This is a genomic window from Lysinibacillus sp. NPDC047702 (assembly GCF_050272555.1).
GTDB lineage: Bacteria > Bacillota > Bacilli > Bacillales_A > Planococcaceae > Lysinibacillus.
Genome location: NZ_JBNNMG010000037.1, coordinates 1 through 22,860, shown reverse-complemented (window position 1 = coordinate 22,860; position 22,860 = coordinate 1). Strand labels below are relative to the sequence as shown.

The 22,860-nt window shown below is 36.6% G+C and carries 21 protein-coding genes; 16 read left to right on the top strand and 5 right to left on the bottom strand.

Annotated features, from left to right (window positions below; translation table 11 throughout):
- Window positions 1-165: 165 nt before the first annotated feature.
- Together ACQKIM_RS16900 and ACQKIM_RS16895 are read left to right on the top strand one after the other, a co-directional pair.
- Window positions 166-903: a sulfite exporter TauE/SafE family protein gene (locus ACQKIM_RS16900; protein ID WP_427545965.1), complete on the top strand. Its 738-nt coding sequence runs from the start codon at window positions 166-168 to the stop codon at window positions 901-903.
- 19 nt (window positions 904-922) lie between these two features.
- On the top strand, window positions 923-1,633 hold the full coding sequence (locus ACQKIM_RS16895; protein WP_427545963.1) for a cytochrome c biogenesis CcdA family protein: 711 nt from the start codon (window positions 923-925) through the stop codon (window positions 1,631-1,633).
- Window positions 1,634-2,141: 508 nt separating this feature from the next.
- On the opposite strand, the gene ACQKIM_RS16890 is transcribed toward ACQKIM_RS16895, so the two are convergent.
- Complete coding sequence (locus tag ACQKIM_RS16890; protein ID WP_427545961.1) at window positions 2,142-2,900, bottom strand: class I SAM-dependent methyltransferase; 759 nt, start codon at window positions 2,898-2,900, stop codon at window positions 2,142-2,144.
- 420 nt (window positions 2,901-3,320) lie between these two features.
- Here ACQKIM_RS16890 and ACQKIM_RS16885 point away from each other — a divergent pair, with 420 nt between their 5' ends.
- Together ACQKIM_RS16885 and ACQKIM_RS16880 are read left to right on the top strand one after the other, a co-directional pair.
- Window positions 3,321-3,965 (top strand): helix-turn-helix domain-containing protein, encoded by a 645-nt coding sequence (locus ACQKIM_RS16885; protein WP_427545959.1) that lies wholly within the window; start codon window positions 3,321-3,323, stop codon window positions 3,963-3,965.
- 30 nt (window positions 3,966-3,995) lie between these two features.
- Window positions 3,996-4,946 (top strand): LCP family protein, encoded by a 951-nt coding sequence (locus tag ACQKIM_RS16880; protein WP_427545957.1) that lies wholly within the window; start codon window positions 3,996-3,998, stop codon window positions 4,944-4,946.
- A gap of 134 nt (window positions 4,947-5,080) precedes the next feature.
- Here the strand turns inward: ACQKIM_RS16880 and nhaC are convergent, their stop codons facing one another.
- Window positions 5,081-6,475, bottom strand: a complete 1,395-nt coding sequence (gene nhaC, locus ACQKIM_RS16875) for a Na+/H+ antiporter NhaC (RefSeq protein WP_427545955.1) — start codon at window positions 6,473-6,475, stop codon at window positions 5,081-5,083.
- Window positions 6,476-6,662: 187 nt separating this feature from the next.
- Window positions 6,663-7,427: a sulfite exporter TauE/SafE family protein gene (locus ACQKIM_RS16870; RefSeq protein ID WP_427545953.1), complete on the bottom strand. Its 765-nt coding sequence runs from the start codon at window positions 7,425-7,427 to the stop codon at window positions 6,663-6,665.
- A 387-nt stretch (window positions 7,428-7,814) separates the two neighbouring features.
- On the opposite strand from ACQKIM_RS16870, the gene ACQKIM_RS16865 reads away from it, so the two are divergent.
- The 6 genes from ACQKIM_RS16865 (at window position 7,815) to ACQKIM_RS16840 (ending at window position 13,971) form a co-directional block, all read left to right on the top strand.
- Window positions 7,815-8,435 (top strand): DUF47 domain-containing protein, encoded by a 621-nt coding sequence (locus ACQKIM_RS16865; protein WP_427545951.1) that lies wholly within the window; start codon window positions 7,815-7,817, stop codon window positions 8,433-8,435.
- Window positions 8,436-8,450: 15 nt separating this feature from the next.
- Entirely contained in the window at window positions 8,451-9,467 is a 1,017-nt protein-coding gene (locus ACQKIM_RS16860; RefSeq protein ID WP_427545949.1) for an inorganic phosphate transporter, read from the top strand.
- 1,067 nt (window positions 9,468-10,534) lie between these two features.
- On the top strand, window positions 10,535-11,233 hold the full coding sequence (locus ACQKIM_RS16855) for a response regulator transcription factor (RefSeq protein ID WP_427545947.1): 699 nt from the start codon (window positions 10,535-10,537) through the stop codon (window positions 11,231-11,233).
- Window positions 11,230-12,675: a sensor histidine kinase gene (locus ACQKIM_RS16850; RefSeq protein WP_427545945.1), complete on the top strand. Its 1,446-nt coding sequence runs from the start codon at window positions 11,230-11,232 to the stop codon at window positions 12,673-12,675. The genes ACQKIM_RS16855 and ACQKIM_RS16850 overlap by 4 nt, the downstream gene beginning before the upstream one ends.
- Window positions 12,676-12,677: 2 nt before the next feature.
- On the top strand, window positions 12,678-13,739 hold the full coding sequence (locus ACQKIM_RS16845; RefSeq protein WP_427545943.1) for a LolA family protein: 1,062 nt from the start codon (window positions 12,678-12,680) through the stop codon (window positions 13,737-13,739).
- Between the two features lie 10 nt (window positions 13,740-13,749).
- On the top strand, window positions 13,750-13,971 hold the full coding sequence (locus ACQKIM_RS16840; RefSeq protein WP_427545942.1) for a hypothetical protein: 222 nt from the start codon (window positions 13,750-13,752) through the stop codon (window positions 13,969-13,971).
- Window positions 13,972-14,252: 281 nt separating this feature from the next.
- Here the strand turns inward: ACQKIM_RS16840 and ACQKIM_RS16835 are convergent, their stop codons facing one another.
- Both ACQKIM_RS16835 and ACQKIM_RS16830 read right to left on the bottom strand, forming a co-directional pair.
- Window positions 14,253-14,606 carry a DUF4260 domain-containing protein gene (locus ACQKIM_RS16835; RefSeq protein ID WP_427545940.1) on the bottom strand — a complete coding sequence of 118 codons (354 nt, stop codon included), beginning with the start codon at window positions 14,604-14,606 and terminating at the stop codon, window positions 14,253-14,255.
- Complete coding sequence (locus tag ACQKIM_RS16830) at window positions 14,593-15,033, bottom strand: MerR family transcriptional regulator (RefSeq protein WP_427545938.1); 441 nt, start codon at window positions 15,031-15,033, stop codon at window positions 14,593-14,595. The genes ACQKIM_RS16835 and ACQKIM_RS16830 overlap by 14 nt, the downstream gene beginning before the upstream one ends.
- A gap of 115 nt (window positions 15,034-15,148) precedes the next feature.
- Here ACQKIM_RS16830 and ACQKIM_RS16825 point away from each other — a divergent pair, with 115 nt between their 5' ends.
- The 6 genes from ACQKIM_RS16825 (at window position 15,149) to ACQKIM_RS16800 (ending at window position 22,564) form a co-directional block, all read left to right on the top strand.
- Window positions 15,149-15,655: a sigma-70 family RNA polymerase sigma factor gene (locus ACQKIM_RS16825; RefSeq protein WP_427545936.1), complete on the top strand. Its 507-nt coding sequence runs from the start codon at window positions 15,149-15,151 to the stop codon at window positions 15,653-15,655.
- Complete coding sequence (locus ACQKIM_RS16820; RefSeq protein WP_427545934.1) at window positions 15,648-16,853, top strand: hypothetical protein; 1,206 nt, start codon at window positions 15,648-15,650, stop codon at window positions 16,851-16,853. Before ACQKIM_RS16825 ends, ACQKIM_RS16820 begins: the two co-directional genes overlap by 8 nt.
- Before the next feature lie 244 nt (window positions 16,854-17,097).
- Window positions 17,098-18,546: a diguanylate cyclase gene (locus ACQKIM_RS16815; RefSeq protein ID WP_427545932.1), complete on the top strand. Its 1,449-nt coding sequence runs from the start codon at window positions 17,098-17,100 to the stop codon at window positions 18,544-18,546.
- Between the two features lie 246 nt (window positions 18,547-18,792).
- Window positions 18,793-19,431, top strand: a complete 639-nt coding sequence (locus ACQKIM_RS16810; protein ID WP_427545930.1) for a TetR/AcrR family transcriptional regulator — start codon at window positions 18,793-18,795, stop codon at window positions 19,429-19,431.
- Window positions 19,432-19,480: 49 nt separating this feature from the next.
- Complete coding sequence (locus ACQKIM_RS16805; RefSeq protein ID WP_427545928.1) at window positions 19,481-21,802, top strand: ABC transporter permease; 2,322 nt, start codon at window positions 19,481-19,483, stop codon at window positions 21,800-21,802.
- Window positions 21,803-21,805: 3 nt separating this feature from the next.
- Window positions 21,806-22,564, top strand: coding sequence for an ABC transporter ATP-binding protein (locus ACQKIM_RS16800; RefSeq protein ID WP_427545926.1), 759 nt, complete (start codon window positions 21,806-21,808; stop codon window positions 22,562-22,564).
- Window positions 22,565-22,860 lie beyond the last annotated feature (296 nt).

The following is a 22,860-nucleotide window of genomic DNA, read 5'->3' as shown; positions in this document are numbered from 1 at the left end:
GGTGCAAGGGAGAGCCGCTCAGGTATAGTCGAAAAGCGCTCGGGTATAAGAGAGAGCCGCTCAGGTATAGCCGAAAAGTGCTCGGGTGCAAGAGAAAACCGCTCAGGTCCAAGAAATATTCGGATAAATAAACATACATTATCAATAATATAGTAGGTGTTTTATATGTATAATTTGATGTCAAATATAAGCCAAATCATAAGCAATCCTATATCAGAATTTTTGAATGCCTATGAGCATGCTCCGCTTATTATTGCGATTCTACTTGGCTTAATAGGCGCTTTAGCTCCTTGTCAATTAACAGGTAATATGAGCGCTATCACTTTTTATGGGAATCGCACTATGCAAATGAAAAGTAATTGGCAGGAAATTGTGTTTTTTATAGTTGGGAAGGTTATTGTCTTTAGTTTATTAGGCTTTTTCGCATGGATATTTGGTCAATCCTTTGAAACGAAAATGACTGTGTATTTTCCTGTTTTTCGCCAGGCAATTGGTCCAATTATGCTAATAACGGGTCTCGTGCTTATTGGCATTTTTAAATTAAAATTTCTGAATCGAATTTCTTCTCTTATTCCAACAGTGTTGAAAGAAGGGAAAATAGGCTCCCTGCTGATGGGTGCTAGTTTTTCTCTAGCCTTTTGCCCAACAATGTTCGTACTTTTCTTTGTATGGCTAATGCCGACGGTTGCATCAACTTCGTATGGCTTAGTTCTACCAGCTATTTTTGGTATAGCAACCTCCGTACCACTTTTGATCATGTTGGCACTGATTCATTTCTTTTATGAAAAACGCGTCATTATACGATTTAGCATGAAAATGGGGAGAGTAATTCAAAATGTAGCGGGTGTAATTTTAATCATTATAGGTGTAACAGATACCATTACATACTGGGCATTATACTGAAGAAAGGAAGCTATCGACTATGCTGTCAGACTTGAATATATTATTAGCATTTGGTGCAGGATTTTTGAATTTTATTTCACCCTGTACCTTACCGCTATACCCTGCATTTATTTCCTATATCACGGGTATGTCATTGGATGAACTACAGGGAGAAAACAAAAAATCAAAACGAATTGGCTTGCTTCATACAATCTTTTTTCTATTAGGTTTTTCCATTATTTTTATCTTCTTAGGATACGGTTCATCATTAGTAGGCTGGTTCTTTTTTCAATATAAGGATTTACTTCGTCAAATTGGCGCTATTTTAATTGTTATTTTCGGATTAATCATCATCGGTTTTTTGTCACCGAAGTTTCTGATGCAAGAGAAGAGACTAGCTATTAAAAATAGACCTACAGGCTATTTTGGCTCATTACTAATTGGGCTTGCATTTGCTGCAGGATGGACACCATGTTCTGGTCCTATTACTGGAGCGGTTTTTATGATGGCTTCCCAAAATCCTAATGTTGGCGTATTTTATATGATTGTTTACGTACTAGGGTTTGCGATACCATTTTTACTATTATCACAATTTATTACGAAATTAGGATGGATACGAAAATATAGCACAGTCATTACAAAAGTAGGTGGCTATCTGATGGTTGTACTTGGTATTATTTTATTTTTTGATGGATTAACGTACATCACAATTTGGTTAAGCCCATACTTTGATGGATTTACTGGTTTTTAATGTTTTGATTGGTGTATTAACTTGTGCATAGTAGAAATTCTTTGACCTTCACAAATGTGGGTAAAACAACTTGTGAAGGTTTATTTTTTGTAACGAATCTTAGAGAAAGTCTATATATAAGTATCTCAATGAAAAATCTTACGTGGGGAGGGAGGAGGATGGAAGAGTTAAGTGACATCTATACTTATGCAGCTGACATAAAACGGTTTCTTATTTGTTTAACAGCTGATGTTGATTTAGCAGAGAAACTGAGGCCAACACGATGTTGGTCATGAAGGCGTTGTTGCTGTCGCTACGCTTTCGCACAGATAAATTGTCACAGGACGTGACGCACTTAGTCTTCGTTCCTCCAGCGCAGGAAGCCTTGCTATGCGCGAAAGCGAGTAGCCTGGAACGGAAATCACCTTCATTTGACTTAGTAGTATCACAAAGAGTCCCTTGACCAATTAGTTTTTCAACACTATGAAAAGAACGTATTGGAATACATACGTTCTTTTATAACTTTATATTATTTTTTGATAGCGACAAATCGTAGTCTACAATAATCAGCAATCCATTGTTGATCCTGATAATAGTTAGGTTTTAATAGTTCCTCACATTTTGCATAGATTTGGTCTTTCTCTTTTTCCGTTAAATGCTGTAGGATATTATGACTAAACATCACTAACCAATTACGAAGCCCGTCCTCGCCCTGAAGAGGAGTTGGTCGCTCATATAGTGTAATCGTATCAACGGTAAAGCCGGCTTTCTCTAGTTTAGATTGATATTCTGTTAAAGTGGGGAAATACCAAGGGAAATATTCCTCTCTATAAGGTAGTTGCAAATCCTCCATGCTTTTTTGAAGTGCCCATACTATAGAGGCGATATTACCATCTCCACCCATTTCAGCTACAAATCGCCCTCCCTGTTTAAGCGAATTATAAATATTTTCAATAACTTGATCTGCCTGCTTCATCCAATGAAGAGCAGCGTTTGAGAAGACTGCTTCAAATTGATATTTAATGGAAAACACTGTAGCATCCACCGCTTGAAACTCAATGCCAGGATATTTTTGCTGTGCTGCAATAATCATGTCCTGAGAGGCATCAATTCCTTGAACAATGGCACCGTGAGTTGCAATTTCATGTGCTAAATCTCCTGTCCCACAACCAACATCTAATATTACTTCATTTTTCTGTGGTCTAAGCAGGTCTACTAAGCTTTCTCCAAATTTTGAAACAAAGTCATGCTTTTGATCATATAAATTGGCGTTCCATTTTGTTGTCATATTACTTCATCTCCTTTGTTTGAGCATAACAGAGAGCTTAATTGAATAGAAATTCTAGAAAATAACAATTTTGATTCCACTTTGGAATAAAGAGAGGATGCCCCATAATAGTACTTAGCCTTGTGACAAGTATCCTATTGCTCCAAGTGCTTTCAGAAACCCCCTGTTGGAACAGAAATCAATTCCACGTTATGACATTGTATTGTATAAATGTTGATTTTTTGTCAACATGAATAATATGCATCCAAGCTGATGGTGATGATATGTTAGTATAGGTAAGTCTAAATCAATAATCGCATTAGCTTCCTTTTATTTAAAAGTGTTGACAAAATGTCAATGTAATAATACACTTCTTGAGAATGATATATTAGACAGTTGAAAAAAGTTACAGTAGAAAATGGCAAGGGGGTAGGACAGAAAATGACTGAGAAGAGAAACAACAATAATCTTGGCTTATTGCTTAGGGAATTCTTGAAAGAACGTTCATTGTCTATGCGAAAGTTTAGTGAGCACACTGGAATAGATACAGCTACAATCTCACGGATAATAAATAATAAGAGAAAAGCAACACCACAACATTTAGAAAAATTTGCTGACTGTCTTGGAGTTCCTTTAATTAATCTATTTGAAGCTGCTGGGTACCCCATTGAACAAAGACAAGAGAAATCTGAATCAGATATTCATACATCTGTTGACGCAATACAAGCTCTTCTTAAGTCTTCTAATGTTTATGATGATGAATTTTCGGTGGCACAGGTTGAACAGAAACTGGAGAGCTATGGATTATTTGCGCAAACAGAAGAAGGTAAAAAAACGATTGCTAAAGATTTTAATGAGAAAATTAAACATGTAGGAAGTGTAGGTCCTTTTATAAGCAAATTAAAAGAATTATATGAAAGATTCTTATCAGGAAAAGGTACACTTTTTGAACTAACTATAATTGGAAGTGCATTATTATATTTTATTATTCCTGTAGATGTTTTACCAGATTATCTATTTCCTATTGGTTATTTAGATGATGCAATAGCTGTACAACTAACTACAAAGACATTACTAAAAAATTAATTTAGAGTTAAATGATAGGTGGATTTAATTATGAGAAGAAGTAAAAAGAGCCGTAAATGGCTAAGGAATTTGTTCTTAGCATTCGCATTAGTAATCATAGTAGGGATTATATATTCGGTTTATCAATACAATAGCGGATTAGCAATGGCAGACGATGGTCCATTTAAAGATGATGGAAAGACATTTGACCCATTCGAAGGTGCAGATGTACAGGTTGGTCAGATAAATGTGCTATTAATTGGAAGTGATGCAAGAGATGAGGATGGTCGATCGGATACATTAATGATTGCACACTATGATCAAACGACAAATAATGTAAAGCTTATTTCAATTATGAGAGATACGTATGTCGAAATTCCGGATTACGGAATGAATAAAATTAATGCTGCCTTTGCTTTTGGAGGGCCTGAACTTGTAAGGAAGACAATAAAGCAAAACTTTGATCTTGATGTTAATTATTACGCTATAGTGGATTTTAAAGGATTCCCCAAAATTATTGATCTTTTAGCACCTGATGGGATTGAGGTTGATATTCCTTATGAAATGTCTCATGGAATTGGCATGACATTAAAGCCTGGAGAACAAACTTTACATGGTAATGAGTTATTAGGCTATGTTCGATTCCGCCACGATCGTCTAAGTGATTTTGGACGGGTGGAACGTCAGCAAGAAGTTTTGACTAAGGTGAAAGAACAAATCGGTGTTTCAAGCTTAATGAATTTGCCAAAAATACTTGGCGTTGTAGATTCCTACATTGATACAAATGTTGATAATAAAACAATCCTTACAATCGGAAAAGGGATAGTAAATGGAGATTCTAAAGGTATGAACACTTTACGCATTCCTATTGCAGGCTCTTTTGAAGACAAACGTGTAAATGTAGGTGAAGTTTTAGATATTGATTTAGATAAAAACCAAGGTGCATTAAAAGAATTTTTATCATCAGCGGACAATGATACGACTTATGTAGTTTCATCCTAAGTGAATTGCTTGAGCATAGATTTCAACTTTTAATCAGTTTATAGAACAATACTATGACAGATGCAACATGATTCAATAATTGTCAATATAACATGAAAGTGAATTTTACAAAAAAAGGTAGCTGATGATTTGCATCAGCTACCTATCTTTTTTTCAAGCCTTGTTAGTGTTTTCCCACTCCAGCCAAATATAATTGTTAAAATTGGACCTAATAAACAGAAGAAGGTGAAGGGGAGATAAGATACTGTAGATATATCTAGTACACTAGCAATAAATATACCGCAAACACTCCAAGGGACAAGTGGATTGACAACTGTACCTGCATCCTCCATTACACGAGATAGGTTTTTGGGTGCTAGTCCAACCTTTGCGAACTGTTCTTTAAATGCTTCGCCTGTTAATAAGATGGAAAGATACTGCTCACCAATCAGTGTATTGACACCTACTCCTGTAATGGCAGCTCCTGTGATCACGGAACCAGCGCTGTTAAAGATGTTCTCAACCTTTGCTAAAATACTTTGAATAATGCCTAGAGTGAATAATAGCCCACCCATTGTTAGTGCCAGTAAAACTAAGGCGATTGTTGATAGCATACTACTCATACCACCGCGTGTCAGCAATGCATCTACTTCCTTATTACCAGTTTGGGAGACATAGCCTTCAAAAAGCATTTTAAAGATATTAGAAAGGGCAATTGGTTCAAGCATGTAGGAAAGTCCCACACCAAGAATTGAAACGACTGCAAGCGTAATTAGTGCAGGCGCCTTATAAAAAGTCATCACAATAAGTACAGCAACTGGCATTAATGTATACCAATGTATAAGTCCTGTTGCAACTAATCCTTCCTTAAAATGCTCTACTGTGTAAAATGCTGTATCTGTAGCTGATGGAGATAAAATAGCATATAAAACAATGGAGATGATGAAAGCAGGAATCGTTGTCCAGCCCATATTTTTAATATGCTCGAAAAGATCCACGCCAACTGTCCCAGAAGCAAGATTTGTTGTATCTGATAGGGGAGACATTTTATCACCAAAGAAAGCTCCTGAAACAATCGCACCAGCAGTTATGGCTAAGGAGATATCCATTGCACCAGCAATTCCCATAAAAGCCACACCCACTGTGGCAACAGTTGTTAATGAGCTTCCGACAGATATGCCAACAACGCTACAAATTAAAAATACTATGGCAAAGAAAAAACTAGGTGAAACGGTTAAAAAGCCATAATAGATAAGTGTAGGAATAGTGCCTCCCATCATCCAACTTGTAATTAAAATACCGATAAAGAAGAAGATGAATACAGCGCCTAGCCCTGCACTCGCACCAGCAATCATCCCCCCTTCAAGCTCACGAAAAGGAATTTTTTTAAGTAATCCATAGGCAATTAAAAGTGAAATAACCAAAAAAATAGGGATATGGGGAGTCGCTTTTAAATACCCAATACTAAATGCCATCATGGCGATAATTAAAAGTATGATGAAGCCTGCCTCAATAAATCGAGGGTTACTCTTTGCTTCAATTCGAAACATGCTAATCCTCCTAGTAATTACTTCTTCGCTTCAATGCGGTGAAGCCCAAAAGAATTATAGCACGCAAATAAATTTTGTCAATTGACTGAAAATTGCTATATAAAATCGAATGATATTTTTTATTGCTTTCTCTAGTTATTTGAACATTCTCTAATACACTTTAAGTCGTTGCCTTTGACTGGTCACTTTATTGAAAAAAATAATCCCACGCATTTTTAAGAATCAATGTACATGTCATGATAATGAAAATAATACGCATCACTTTTGTTCCACGTTTCAGTGCGAATTTTGAACCTAAGATAGCCCCAAAAATCATGACAAACCCCACGGGCAGTCCGTATAAAAAATTAACTTCTCCTAACAGTAAAAACATAATAAGTGCTGCTAAATTAGAAGTGAAATTAAACGCTTTGGCATTGCCCGCGGCCTGCAAGAAATCATTTTCCATCATTAATAAAATGAAAATAAAAAACGAACCAGTTCCAGGCCCAAAGAAACCATCATAAAAGCCAATAGCTGCAAACGCGCCAATAAAAGCGATTTTTTTAGTAGCTGTTAATATTCGTTCCTCAGGCTGTTGTCCCCAATCTTTCTTGAAAACTGTATAAGTGGTCACAAGGACGAGCATAACAAGCATTAAGGGCTTTAAAATGGAAGGCGATACAAGGTGTACCGTATAGGCTCCAATTATAGAGCCAATGAAGATGAAAGGGATGATCTTGCCGATTTTTTTAAAATCTACCTTGCCAGCTCGTAAAAAAGTTAACATACTTGTACCATTGCTAATTGTATTGGCAAGTTTGTTTGTGGCGATGGCTGTACTAGGTGGTAGCCCAACAGCCATAAACGCAGGCAAGGAAATTAATCCCCCGCCACCAACAATCGCATTTAAAAAGGATGCGATAAAGCCGAGTACTAATAGTATAGCAAGTGACAGTAAATCGATGTCCATATGTATGAGTCACATCCTTCTTATATTGTTCTTATAAGCGTACTGTGAATTACATGAAATAACAATGAAATCTCCAAACCTTATGTAAATAGCGTTTACAATTCCTTAACAATTCACTGTTTGAAAAAATAGAAGGAAAAAAAGTTTTTTCAAGTATTTCTCTAAAAATAAAAGAAAAAACGGTAATATTTAAAGAAAAAACGGGTATTTTTATTATTTGGTTTCCAACGTTTTCAACTTGGAAAAGAGCTTGAAATGAATTGTGGCAATTTTAATATTACATTTTTGTAAATTCAACTCGTTTATGTTTAAAAATATGTAGAAATGTGTAAAAGTTTTGTTATGATGATTGCAGAAATCGACAATTTATTCAACAGGAGGAACATAATGTTCAACTCAAACAAGCAAGATCCATTTTTTAAGGCATTATTGAATATCTCTAAAAATGTCAATGAAGGTATTTACTTTGCACATAATGCACGTATTCAAGATATAGATGCACTGAAAGAAATTGCAGACACAATGAAGCAATATGAAACAAGCGGCGATAAATTAATTCATGAGCTTATTGTAATGCTGAATAAATCATTTATGACACCTATTGAACGTGAAGACATTTTAGCACTTGCAAATAAATTAGATGATGTAATAGATGGCATGGAAGGCTGTATTGCTCATTTTAATATGTATAATTTAACAGAGGTAACAGAGCCGATGCGTCAATTCCTCACGTATATTGCAAAAAGTACAGATGAAATGGTACAAGCGATGGAGCTATTAAATAGTAAAAAGCTTGTTGAAATGCGTAAACACTCCATTCAAATTAAGGACTATGAGCGTGAATGTGATGAAATCTTCCGTTCTTCCATGAAGCAATTATTTATTCAAGAGAAAGATCCAATGCGCATTATTGTGTTTAAAGATATTTATGAGCAATTTGAAGATATAGCGGATAGCTGTCAAACTGTAGCAAATACAATTGAAACAATAATTATGCGTAACGCGTAAGATGGAGTGTAGGAAATGGATACAATATTACTAATAACAATATTAGTCGTTTTATTCGCACTTGTGTTCGATTTTATAAACGGCTTCCATGATACAGCCAACGCGATTGCAACTTCTGTATCAACAAGGGCCTTAAAGCCACGGACAGCAGTATATATGGCTGCAGTGATGAACTTCGTTGGAGCGATTACTTTCGTTGGGGTTGCCAAAGCACTAACAAAAGATATTGTGGACCCGTTTACCTTAAATGCTTATGATGGTGATATTACTGGTTCTGTTGTGATTTTAGCAGCCTTATTATCTGCCATTACGTGGAATTTGCTAACATGGTATTTTGGCATTCCATCGAGTTCTTCTCATACATTAATTGGATCTGTTGCAGGAGCAGCGATTGCCGCAGCAGGATTTGATATTTTGAACTACGAAGGCTTTATTAAAATTATTCAAGCCCTAATTTTTTCACCATTGCTAGCGTTCGCAGCAGGCTTCCTGATGATGTCATTATTTAAAGTACTCTTTAAGGATATGAATTTATATCGTACGAATAAAGGTTTCCGAACAATGCAAATTGGTACTGCAGCTCTACAATCATTTACACACGGTACAAACGATGCACAAAAGGCGATGGGAATTATTACGCTTGCTTTAATTGCAGGCGGCTTGCATCAGGGTGATGATATACCTTTCTGGGTACGTTTTGCAGCAGCATGTGCAATGGGTCTTGGTACTTCTGTAGGTGGTTATAAAATCATCAAAACAGTTGGTGGAAAGATTATGAAAATTCGTCCAGTGAATGGTGTGGCAGCAGACTTAGCTTCTGCATCGATTATCTTTGGAGCAACATTAATTCATTTACCAGTATCAACGACACATGTTATTTCTTCATCTATTATGGGTGTCGGTACAGCACATCGTGTAAAAGGTGTAAAATGGGGAATGGCACGTAAAATCGTAACAACATGGGTCATTACAATGCCAATTTCTGCGGTGATGGCTGGAGCTATTTACTTTATCTTAAGTTTATTTTTCTAATATAAATGAAGGAATGCACGCAAAAAGTGCATTCCTTTTCATTGTGTTGAAAAACTAAATGGTCAAGGGACTCTTTGTGAACACTGCTAAGTCAAATGAAGGTGATTTCCGTTCCAGGCTACTCGCTTTCCAGTGGGCGAGCGACGAGCCGCTTCCTGCGCTGACGCTCCGTGCAGGGTCTCGTCTGTCTCGCTATCCCACGGGAGTCGAGTAGCCTTGCACTCCAATCAGCAATAGTGTAGAACTTTAAATATTTTCTTCCTTCAAAAGAAAAGTAAAAGCATGTTACTCTCCATCATTAACTGGATATAATAGCACAATTCTATAGTTGTTGCCCTACACTTTATGTATAGAATCATTTTGTTGCTTTACATAAAGCCACTTATTGCTGTCACTCGTTTTCGCATAGAAAAATGTTTTCAAAGCTCCACTATTGCGCAAAATAGTATTGGTTAGGACTTCATTTTATCACTACACATTTATGTGAAATGCCAATAGAAAATACGATGAGCAATGGTTGATTGGAGTGTAGACTGAGTGACTCCTCGGGGATTCAGCGTCACAGATGAGACCCTGGAGCGAGCAAATTAGGGGAACGAAGGCTAAAACCGTCACGTCCTGTGACAACGCCTTCGTGACCAACCTCCTGTTGCCCCAAGCGGCTCATCGGACGCCCCCAGGAAAGCACTCAGTCGGAACGGAGATCAACCTCTCGTTTTGAAAAAGGGCTATACTTTTTAATTTGTCACCTTGATTTCATTGACATAATAGTATTTCAACAACATGGAAGGAATGCACGCAAAAAGTGCATTCCTTTTTCGTTTTGATAGGATGGTGGAAGTAGTGGAGAGCAACGATGAATTGACGTAAAGCGAGGCAAAAGCGGATAGAACAATAAAAGCGATGGATAGAAACACTGAACTAACGGATAGAATCGCTCAACTGACGGATAGCTTGGCAAAACAAACTGATACAATTCGAATGCACCATATGTAAAATATAAAGAAAGTATAAAGTTTAAAAAATTAAGCCATTTACATAGTAAGGTTATTACAGGAGGAAAACAGATGAGAGAAAAGCTATTACTGATTGAGGATGATACGGCGATTGGACGTATTATAAAGGATACGCTTGAGCGGGAGGGCTATCAAATTACTTGGGCAACGACAGGGCTTGAGGGACTTGCTGATTTTCAAGGCGATTCATTCGATTTAGTGCTTGTTGACTGGATGTTACCTGAGATGGATGGGCTTACAGTTTGCCAAAATATTCGCTGGGAAAGTGAAGTGCCTATTTTAATGATGAGTGCACGCAACGAAGAGGCAGATAAGGTGGAGGGTTTGCAAGGTGCAGATGATTATATAGCAAAACCGTTTAGCTTAGAGGAGTTAAAGGCGCGTATTGCTTCACATTTACGTCGCTGGAAACGTTATAACAAACAAGAAATAACGGAAGAAATCACAGCCTTTACACATGGCTTAACAATTGATTGGCACAAGGAAACTGCAGCTCTTCATGATGAAGAGCTTGCCTTAACACAAAAGGAGTTTGCGTTGCTAAAACTACTGGCGAAAAATCCAAGCCAAACCTTTTCAAAAGAGGCACTCTATCAGCATATTTGGCAGCAAGCAAGCGTTGATGAAACACATACAGTCACGGTACATATAAAGGTGCTGCGGGAAAAGCTCAATGATCCAGTTAAAAAGCCACATTTTATTCAGACAGTATGGGGCAAGGGCTACTGCTTTATTGGAGAAGCATTATGAAAATTAAAACATGGTTGCTCATCACTTTCTTCATCGTGCTTATCTTACCGATAGCCGGTGCGTATAGCCTTTATGTGTGGATAAATGCTTATTATCACGATAAAAACGTTCTTGAGCACATTGAAAAATGGACAGAGTTGAATCAGGTTAAATCTGTGCTTAATAATCCTGAGTATTATACAAAAAATGCAGACAGAACAGATATAGAAGCAATAACCAATGAACAGCTCGCGATTACACTTTACTCACAATCAGGCTTTGTTTTGTATTCCTCAAATCCGTTGAAATCAGGATTTATCTCCAAAGATCAAATATTTAAAGATTTATATGATTTACAGCAAAAATACAATGCCTTTACGTATAAGGAACCTGTTTATCAAAAAGGAGAATTGCTTGGTATTTATGAAATTCAATTAGTGAGGAAGGACTGGGTACAAGGTGTACAGAATCGCTCTTGGCTTGTCATAGTTAGCTCAATTCTATTGTTTCTTCTTATATATATTGCAGCGATGATGCTACTTCATCGAAAGTTAAATCGACCGTTAAAAGAACTAATGAAGCAAATGCGTGCCTTTGCCAAGGGTGAACAGGTGGCATCAGACTTAGAGATAAGAAAAGATGAAATTGGTGAACTTGCGCAAGCCTTTCTTGCTATGCAGAACGAAATTGAAATGGCACATGCTCACTTAAAAACAGAACAACAGCAAAAAGAGCTAATGATTGCTAGTATTTCACATGATTTAAAAACACCGCTTACATCAATTCAAGCATATGCAGAATCTTTGCAAAATAAAGCGTTATCGAAAGAGCAGCAGTGCGAATATCGAGAGATTATTATAACAAAGGCTGAAACGATGAAGCATATGTTAGAGGATTTACTGATGTACACATTACTTCAATCTTCAAGCTATGATTTAGAGCTAGTGATGGTTGACGGAGCTGAGTTTTTTGAGATGATATTGTCAGATTACGAACCGCTGTGTGAGGATCAAGGATTTAAGCTTGAAGTGTGCTGTGAGGTAGAAGGTTTTTATGCCGTGCATCCGAAGCAGCTTCAGCGGGTGATTGATAATTTAATGAGTAATGCTTGGCGCTATGGGGAAGTAGGTACAACAATAGGTTTATCAGCCATAAATGCTGGGAAGTGTCCAATATGGTGCTTTGACTTTGTAAAATCTGCACTGATAAAGCAGGAAGGTATCTATATGATTGTACAAAATAGCGGACAAGGGATTAAAAAAGAGGATATTGAAAAGTTATTTGAGCCAATGTACCAGGCAGATACAGCACGAACAAAGGCTGGAGAACGTGGTACAGGGCTTGGCTTAAATATTGCGAAACAAATCATAGAAAAGCATGGTGGAACAGTTGAGCTTATATCTAAAGAAGGTTTTGGAACAGCTGTACTGTGCTGGATTCCATCATATAAAGGAGAGAATTGATAATGAATTGGAAAAAAACATTACGTGCGGTAGGTTTAGTTGCTGCACTTTCATTTAGCTTAGTAGGCTGTAATACGGAGTCGTATTCACCACAGGAAATTATTGATCAAGCGTTACAGGAAACGAAAGAACCACTTACTTATTACGGCGAATATACAATGGACATGGGTGAGGTTGGTGGAATGGTTCATGTCAAGGAGTGGTCTAAGGATGGTAAAAGACGTATTGATATGACAACTGAAAATGGGGAGCATTTCATCTCTGTCAATAATGGTTCTCAAGTCATTTTATATGATGTGGTTGAAAAAACGGCTCAGACGATGAATTTCAAGGAGGGTGATTTGGATAGTTTACCATCACCGAAGGATCAGGCGGAAATACTATTTAATATGGTGAAAAATACACATGATGTGAAGATTGACGGCGAAGAGAAAATTGCAGGCAGAGATACGTACAAAATGGTAGCGAAAGCTAAAAATGCTGATACATTAATGGGCGATATGGAAGTATGGATTGATAAAAAAACATGGCTAACATTAAAAACCGTAACGAATAACGCCGGGAGTAAAATGGTTACGGAATATACCAAAATAGATATTGATGCAAAAATTGATGAAGCACAATTTACAGTGGATATTCCAGCTGATGTTAAAATAGAAGAAATTGCTTCACAGGAAGCTGAAGCAGTAACACTAGATGTAGTGAAAGAGCAGCTTGATGAATTTTTAATGGTGCCAGAAAAAAATGGTGTAACATTAACGACAATTCAAGATATGAAGGTGGAGGAACGTCCAGAGTTTTCATTTGAATATCTGAAAGATGAACAGCCTGCTTTCTCGGTTTCAGTTTATAAAATGACTGGAAGTTATGTAGAGTTTGGTGGCGTTCAAGATGAGAAACCGATCGAGGTACGTGGGAAGGAAGGTACCTACATGGAGTTAGGTGAATTTTTAACGATTAGCTGGCAGGAAAATGGGTATCAATACAATATCATTAGAGAAAATCCGGGGCTGTCAAAAGAAGATTTAGTCGATTATGCCAATCAAATGACCATTATTGAGTGAGGTGAATCGTATGAAGCGGAATGAGTGTATAAAATGTCTCGCATTGTTTTTATTTAGCACCGTTTTTTTATATGGTATAGGTGAAACATATGATGTGTCATGGCTGCAATTTCATTTCTTTGGTAACTACAATGAGGAGGGATTTTATTTCAGCTTTAGTTCTCTCCTTCCTGTATTAGGTGGTATATTAATTGTAGCTTTATATGAAACGCTGTTTAAGCGATTTATTTAATAGATTTAGAAACAACTAGGGTTTTGAAACATATTTCGTTTCAAAGCCCTAGTTGCTTGTAACGATCAAATTTATCTTGATTCAGCAGAATACTCTTACCTCTATAGGTGGCGAGATGAATGCGATTTTATTCCTATTCAGTGGTCGTACAAACGCCCGCTGAATCAAGATAAAGCCTCTGGCGGATGTCACGAATTTTGAAGAGGAGCTTTTCGAGCGAGCTCGAAAAAAATCCGGACGCAATTACGCTTGGGTGTAATTGATCGTGATTAAAGTTGATTTTAAGCTATTTGCTGTAAATGTGTTTTCTTAAAGGCTTCATCATATTTTAAGCCATAGCCGAGCGCACGATCTAAAAAAATATGGGCTAGCCAAATAATCGATGCCATTAGTAGCGGAGTAGATATCATGACAAAACCAATCATCATTATAATAGCTGGCAGTATTAAGCTATGACCTATATTGTAAAATAAAGCCCCAACTTTAGTGTTGACAATATAGCCAAGCATACTGATATCAGGAAGCAATAAAAATAAGAGAAAATATAATAATGAAAAGTCAAACTGCCAATAGAAAAATAGACTGATTAAAAATGCTAGTAAATATTCAAGAGAAATAATTTTACGTATTTTCATGATGACCACGACCTTCCTGTAATTTTTGATACATATCCTCGATGAGCGAGGCGATCACCACTTGATTTTCTGCATACTTCCCATCAGCCATCAAAGTCTTTGTTAGTTGTAAGGATTGGAGTGCCTGCTGATAAAACAATAATTGCTGTTCAATATGGGCGATTTTTGCAGAGAATAGCTGTACGGTTTCTTGATTGCAGGATTCTGAAACAGGTTTTTGATCCAGCATCAGTAATTGCTTGATTTCCTGTAGTGTAAAGCCAAGCTGTCTTAATACTAGAATTATTTTAATCGTATTTTCACAAGTGTCATCATACACGCGATAGCCATTGTCCAGTTTATGTGGATACAGTAGCCCTTCCTTCTCGTAGTAGCGCACTGTATCAGTTGTTAATTGATATTTCTCAGCAAACTGTTTAATTTTCATCTAACTACCTCCTGAATTTATCCTAACATTGGAGTGTGCTCCAAGGTCAAGAAAATATTGATAAGAAAGTGAAACGGTCATTAATTGGTAGTCGTTTATAGTGTAAGAGGGGGAGGTGGACGGCATACTTGAAAAAATAATGGATGAACATGCAGAGCATTTACTTCGTCTCGCTTATTTCTACGTGAAAAATAGGTACGTCGCAGAGGATATCGTGCAGGAGGTCTTTATCAAATTTTCACAGCATGACTATGAAGAGCGTGGGCAGCTACGTGCCTATTTATCTACATTAACCATCAATAAAAGTAAGGATTATTTAAAAAGCTGGCATTATAAAAAATTAATTTTACAAGAAAAAATCCTTCCAGTGCAAGTAAAAAAACAGCGAGATGAACTGATTGAAGCGGAGGAAAGATCGCATATAGGGGCAGCTATCTTAAAATTACCGATATCCTATAGAGAGCCCATAATCCTTTACTATTATGAAGAAATGAAGATTGCTGAAATAGCACAGGTTCTAGGGATTGTAGAAAATACTGTGAAAACAAGGCTGAAAAGGGCAAGGGAAGCTCTGAAGCCTCATTTAAAGCAGGAGGAATGGGAGGTGCTTGGGCATGAATGAATGGCAAAAGGAATTAGTAAAGGTAGCTGGTGATATGTCAACGAGTAAGGAACGTATCAAAAAACACGTCCTGCGACAGCAGCCTGTCAAACCAAAAAAGCCCATTCGTTTCGCACTATTAACTGCCGTTGTGACTTTATGCTTAGCAGGATTTGTGATGGTGCAGCTGTTCAATAAGGATACGAAGCAAGCGGCACAGATGTTTAACGAGAAGCAGTTTGAGCACTTTGAACATGTTGTATATTTGATGTGGCCAAACCAAGGTGAGGAATTTTCTAAGAGGGAGGCCTATCAAAAATATGAGCAGCTGGTTGCCTATTATTATTTTGCAAAATCATTAGGTATAACATCTACAAAGGAAGAGCTAGAGGCAGAAAAAAAAGCACGCTATGATGAGCTTGTCATGCTACAAGAATCCCCACAATATGTGGAGCTTTTTCAGGGGCTAGGCCTAAAACAATATTTTAAGACGTATATTGAGCCTATGATACCGTTTTATGCAGCTAGAAAAGAACTGAATGCATTTTATGAAAAAAAATATCCAACCTTAGCTGAAACTGCAGATCAAATAGCTGCAAGGGACGCCCTTCGTTATTTTCAAGCTCATTTTGCTGAGCAATCAACAGCATTTCAGGATAAAATGGGTATCGACAATCGTACACACTCACAAGGAACGATTTACGTAGGGACGGTCATTAAAATTGAGTCTAATGCTTTTTTATTTGTGGAGGGTGCCATCCCTGAGGATCTGGCAAAGCTTTCTGAGGAACAAATTATTAAGAAATATAATAATGCAACTTGGTATCCAATCTTGAATGATTACCCAGTCAAGTTAGGAGATTACATTTCATTAGAATCATCAGGAAGTATGTCATATGAGGACAATGGTGTAGAGGTTATAAATGGTTTTTTAAACAGTATTGAATGGATTGAGCCTACTGTAACGAAAAAGCTTACTATTCAAAATGAACAGGAAATCATTCAATTTTTCCAGCAAACAGATTGGCAGACTCCAGATAAATATAATAAGATGAAACAACCACCAGAGTATTCTTTTATGCTAGAGGGAGTTAGAGTTGATGTTTGGCTCAGCTATGGTCAGACACTTTATTTGCAAAAAGTGGAGTTTGGTGCTATCCATCTTAATCAAAAAAGATCAGAACGATTAAAGGCGATATTAGGTTTGCAGGATTCGTAGCAAGTCTCTAAAAAAGAGGCTTGTTTTTTCTTTGCCAGAAAATTATAGTTTTGTGTACTGTTATCATTATTAATCTAAGATGAATAGATTTAAATTAAAAAATTATTAGGAGGATATAATCAGTTAGATTTTTATTTGGGTTAAATTGCTCATTGGTTCAAAAATAAATGAGTCCAAAGAATTGTAATATTTCATTAGTAAAGGTAGTATTAAAGATGTAAGGGGTTAAATGAGGAGGGGCGGTATGAATACACAGGAGTTTGAAGAATTATGGATTACGCTAAATGAATTGTATAATGCGAATCGCTTTTTAGAATATATCGAATTAAGTAGTGCCGCAATCGATAGTGCTATTGTACTTGAGGTATATGATAAAGCAATCCTTTTATTACGGTATCGCTGTGCCAGTTATTTTCAAACAGGAGATTTGCAGATTTCCATCAGTGTGCTTGAGCAATATCGTGAATTAACCTTTCAATATGGCAATGATATTGATTTAATTCATTATTATATTTTAGCGGCCATCTATTGGGGAACTTTTGGCCATTTGAAAAAATCTGAGGAACTTATGTTAAAGGGACTTAAGATTGCTGAGCGCATTCAACATGTAGAAAGCATGGGGAAAATTTATAATAATTTAAGTGATTTAGAAATTGCATTAGGGAGCTATCAAACAGCAAAAGAATTCGCGTTGAAGAGTTTATATTATGCAAATGCTTTTGAGACGAAGCATGACAATCCATATACAGGCATTATCCATCCAAAAATAAACTTAGCCGTTGCTCAAATTTGGCTTGAGGAATTTGAAAAAGCACATGAAGTCTTACAAGAGCTACTAACGACTATTCAGAAACCTCCGTATTCCAAGGTACAATTGGAGATTATGAATGCTAATGCTTTGCTTTATGAAAGACAGGGACGTATTGGTGAGGCCATCGATTTATATCAAAAATCAAAACACTATGCCCTACAAAATAATGATCTTGCTTTGCTACAAATCATTTACAATTCTTTAGTGCTACTAATTGAGGAACAGGGAAATAAAGTAGTTTTATGTGCGATTCAAAAGGAATATATTAATATTTTGCTAGAAATCCAACGGGAGAATTATACACATGTGTTATTTGAAATGGAGTATAATGACGAGAAAAAGCAACTAGAAAAATCCTCTTATATTGATCCATTAACAAATATTTATAATCGACGTTATTTTGATGAGAATGCGGTAAAGATGATGCAGAAAGCTTCAACTGAAAAACAGCAGTTAGCGTTAATGATGGTTGATCTAGATCATTTTAAAGCCATTAATGATAGGAATGGTCATTTGTTTGGCGATGATGCATTAACCATTACAGCTTCAACATTAAAGGAATTTTTCCAACCTTTTGAATCAATCGTTGCACGTTTTGGTGGAGATGAATTTATTATTCTTAGTCAATTAAAGATGGGAGAAACTGCCCAAACATTGGCAAAAAATCTCTATAAAAAATTAGCATCTTTATCTTTAGAAATAAAAGATGAAGCGATTCATTTAGAGTTTAGTATTGGTGTGAGCATCAATAACAAGGGGAAGGTAACAAAAATTGAAGAACTCATTCATCAAGCTGATACCGCGCTCTATGCCTCAAAACGCAATGGTCGTAACCAAATTACTGTCTATAAACAATATAATGATATTGGAAATGATTGTTAATGATAAGTACTTTTCTGAATATTTGTTTCTTATTGATGTAAGCGTTGTCTATAAATTTAAAAATCTGCTTGTTTTCATGGAATAAACGTTGAAGGCTTGCAGATTTTTATTGTCTTGATGCATTGTAGCATACCTTTATAAATTTTTTTCTAATTTCTCAATAGAAGATATTGTAAATGAAACCAGTTGTATGCTACTATGAAATTGAATAGACAGACAGTCGGTCTATTTAGAGGAGGTGTAGAAATGAGAACGATAAAGAAAGCACAAGAGCGTCGAAATGAAATTCTTGATGTGGCAGAGGAGCTTTTTAATCAGAAAGGCTTTGATGGTACTAGCACAAACGATATTCTTGAAAAGGTTGGAATCGCACGTGGAACACTGTATTATCACTTTAAGTCAAAAGAGGATATTATGGACGCCTTAATTGATCGAATGACAGATACGATTTTAGAAGCGGCAAAGGAAATTGGTGCAAATAAAAGTATTCCAGTAAATGAGAGAATGATTCGAGTTGTAATGGCTTTGAACATTAGTGGTGGAAATAGCAAGGAAATCATGGAACATATTCACAAGCCTCAGAATGCTTTGATGCACCAAAAAATCCAAAAAATTATTATCAACAATGTGCCAACTATTCTGGCAAATATTATTCGTGAAGGCATTGAGCAGGGATTATTTAACACACCATATCCGTATGAATGCATGGAAATGATAGTGGCATATACAAATACCGTATTTGACGATGATATGGTTCATTTAACAGATGAAGAACGCACTTCACGAATAGTGGCCTTAGTATTCAACGTAGAAAGGCTACTGGGTGTTGAAAGTGGAAGTCTCATGTATATGATGAAGATGTTTGGAAACGAAAACAGCGAATAAAAATTTTTGCATAATGCATTCTTTTTTAAATCAGTTAAAGAGGTGACATATGTATTACAGAATAATCCGTAATGATATGGCAAAAAGCAAATTAATAACATTGACCACGATAATATTTGTGGCTGCTGCGTCATTACTTGTTTCCCTTTCAGCCATATTAATGGTGAATCTTACAGGTGCGATAGATACGCTTATGAAGCAATCGAAAACACCACATTTCCTGCAAATGCATTCAGGCGAAATTGATCGTGATAGATTGAAAAACTTCGCCAACAATAATAGCAATGTCGAAGAATTTCAGGTGCTTGAATTTCTTAATGTGGATGGAGCACATATCGTTATTGACGGGACATCGCTTGCAGGCAATGTTCAGGACAATGGCTTCACGACGCAGAGTGAAAAATTTGATTATCTTCTTGATCTTGATGGTCAGGTAATAGAGGTTGCCGATGGAGAGGTGTATGTGCCTGTAGGCTATATGAAGGATGGCACCGCAAACATTGGGGATACGATTGTTGTAAATAATAAAAAGAAATTCATTGTTGCAGGATTTCTTCGTGATTCACAGATGAATTCATTACTCGCTTCATCAAAAAGATTTTTGGTGAGTGAGCATGATTATGCAACAATAAAGAGTTTCGGAAGTACAGAATATTTAATTGAATTTAGATTAAGGGATATGTCTGAGATAGGCACATTCGAAACTGCTTACACTTCCGCAGGACTTGAAGCAAATGGTCCGACAATTACATATCCACTGTTCAAAATGTTAAATGCCATATCCGATGGTCTAATGATAGCAGTTATTCTTCTTATAAGCGTTCTTGTTGTAACAATCGCATTTATGTGTATACGATTTACACTGCTTGCAAAAATTGAGGATGATTATCGAGAAATAGGCGTTATGAAAGCCATAGGGCTACGTGTTACAGATATTAAAAAGATTTATCTCGCAAAATACGCAGTGATTGCAGCAATTGGCTGTTCACTTGGCTATGCCCTGTCCTTTGTATTTAAGGGTATTCTCCTTGAAAACATAAGGCTCTATATGGGAGTGAGTGAAAATAGATTTTTGGCTTTATTTGTTGGAATAATCGGTGTATTTCTAGTGTTTTTTGTAATGATCGTTTATGTGAGTAATGTACTAAGAGGTTTTCGAAAAATCTCTGCGGTGGAGGCTCTTCGGTTTGGTTTTTCACACGGAAAATCCTCTGGAGCAAAGGGCTTTTATCTGAGTAAAAATAGACTATTAAATACTAATCTATTTTTAGGGATAAAGGATGTTCTTTCTAGAAAAAATCTTTATACGACCATGCTTGTGGTACTTGTAATGTCAACATTTATCATCATCGTTCCACAAAATCTATACAACACGATTTCCTCTAAAAGCTTCATCACTTGTATGGGAATAGGCAGCAGTGATTTGCGTATAGATATCCAGCAGACAGACAATATTCAGAAAAGAGCTACGGAAGTTGTAACAACATTGGACGGGGATAGCACGATTTCCAAATATGCTGTACTTACGACCAAAACATTCAATGTGAAGACAATTAACGGCTCTGAGGAAAGCATAAAAATTGAACTTGGTGACCACTCGATTTTTCCGCTTAGGTATGCAGAAGGGAAAGCACCTGTTTCACAAGATGAAATTGCGCTGTCAGTCATGAACGCTGAGGAATTAGGGAAAAAGGTCGGAGATCACATGACACTGTTAGTCGATGGGAAGGAGAGAAATCTCATCGTATCTGGAACCTATTCCGATATTACGAACGGTGGTAAAACGGCAAAGGCTGCTTTCACTGACTCACAGGCGGATACAATGTGGAGTGTTATTTATGTGGAGCTAAACGATAAAACATTGACAGAAGCGAAAATTTCTGAGTATACAGATAGCTTTCAAATTGCAAAGATTTCGGGCATAGACGATTATATTACACAGACATTTGGTTCAACAATTAGCTCTATTGGGAAAGCGTCCTCTATATCAGTCATTATAGCCTTAATATTATCAATCCTGGTGACATTGTTATTTATGAAAATGCTTATCGCAAAGGATAGATACTCGATTGCTATTATGAAGTCTTTGGGCTTTACAAATACGGATATAACCATCCAATATGCAGCACGTTCGTTATTTGTACTCATTGTAGGTATTGTTCTAGGAACGCTTTTAGCCAATACGCTTGGCGAGCTGCTAGCTAGTGCAGTGATTGCCTCATTTGGAGCTTCGTCGTTTACATTCGTTGTTAATCCACTTTCTGCCTATCTATTATGTCCATTGGTGATGGGGTGTACCGTACTAGTAGCAACAGTTTTCAGTACAGCCAGCGCAGGTCAGATAAAAATAACTGATAATATAAAGGAGTAGATTATGCAGAAGATTATTATTGGTGAAAAGATTGTGAAATCATTTAGAGTAGATAATGAAAGACATCCTGTTCTTAAGGATGTGTCTGTTGACATAAATGAGGGTGAATTCGTTTCAATTATGGGACCATCAGGGTCAGGGAAATCAACATTGTTGTATGCACTAAGCGGTATGGATCATATTGATAGCGGGAAGATTACTTGTAATGGCAGTGATTTATCAGGGTTCAGTGAAAAGGAGCTTGCCGACTTACGTAGAACCAAAATGGGTTTTATTTTTCAGCAGCCAACTTTGCTCAAAAATTTAAATATTTTAGATAATATTATTTTACCCTCTATGCGAGATAATCGAAAAAACGTTGTGGAAATTACCAAAAGAGCTAGAGCCTTGATGACAAAAGTTGGGATTGCAGAGTTGGAAAAACGGGATATTACTCAGGTTTCGGGAGGGCAGCTTCAACGCGCAGGTATATGCCGTGCGCTAATGAGTAATCCTGCCATTATATTCGGTGATGAACCAACAGGGGCTCTTAACTCTAAATCTGCACAGGAGATTATGAGTATTATTTCTGAAATAAACGCAGAGGGTACTGCTATTATGCTTGTGACTCATGACCCAAAGGTTGCTGCTAGAACGGAGCGAATCCTGTTTATGCGCGACGGAACAATTGTAAGTGAGATGCATCTCGAAAAATTCACTAACACTGATATGGATGATAGAATGAATAAAGTGACAGCAAAAATGCGAGAAATAGGAATCTAATTATTTTATTCTGCCCTAAATGTAAGTGAGAGGCTGGGACAAAACCCTTCTCTAAACTAAAAAGCCGGTGAAATTTTACGATCAGTAAAATTTCACCGGTTTTAAATTTTTTTCATAAAAAAATAAGGACCACTTCTGATAAAATTAAGTCACCACAACAAAATTATACAGAAAGAAGGATCCTTATGTTTAAAGATTATAACTCTAAATGAGCATTTTTAAATACAAAAATTACCATACGCGAATCAATGACAGGTACCCTAAGCTACTTGTAACTCATTTTTGATTTGTTCAAG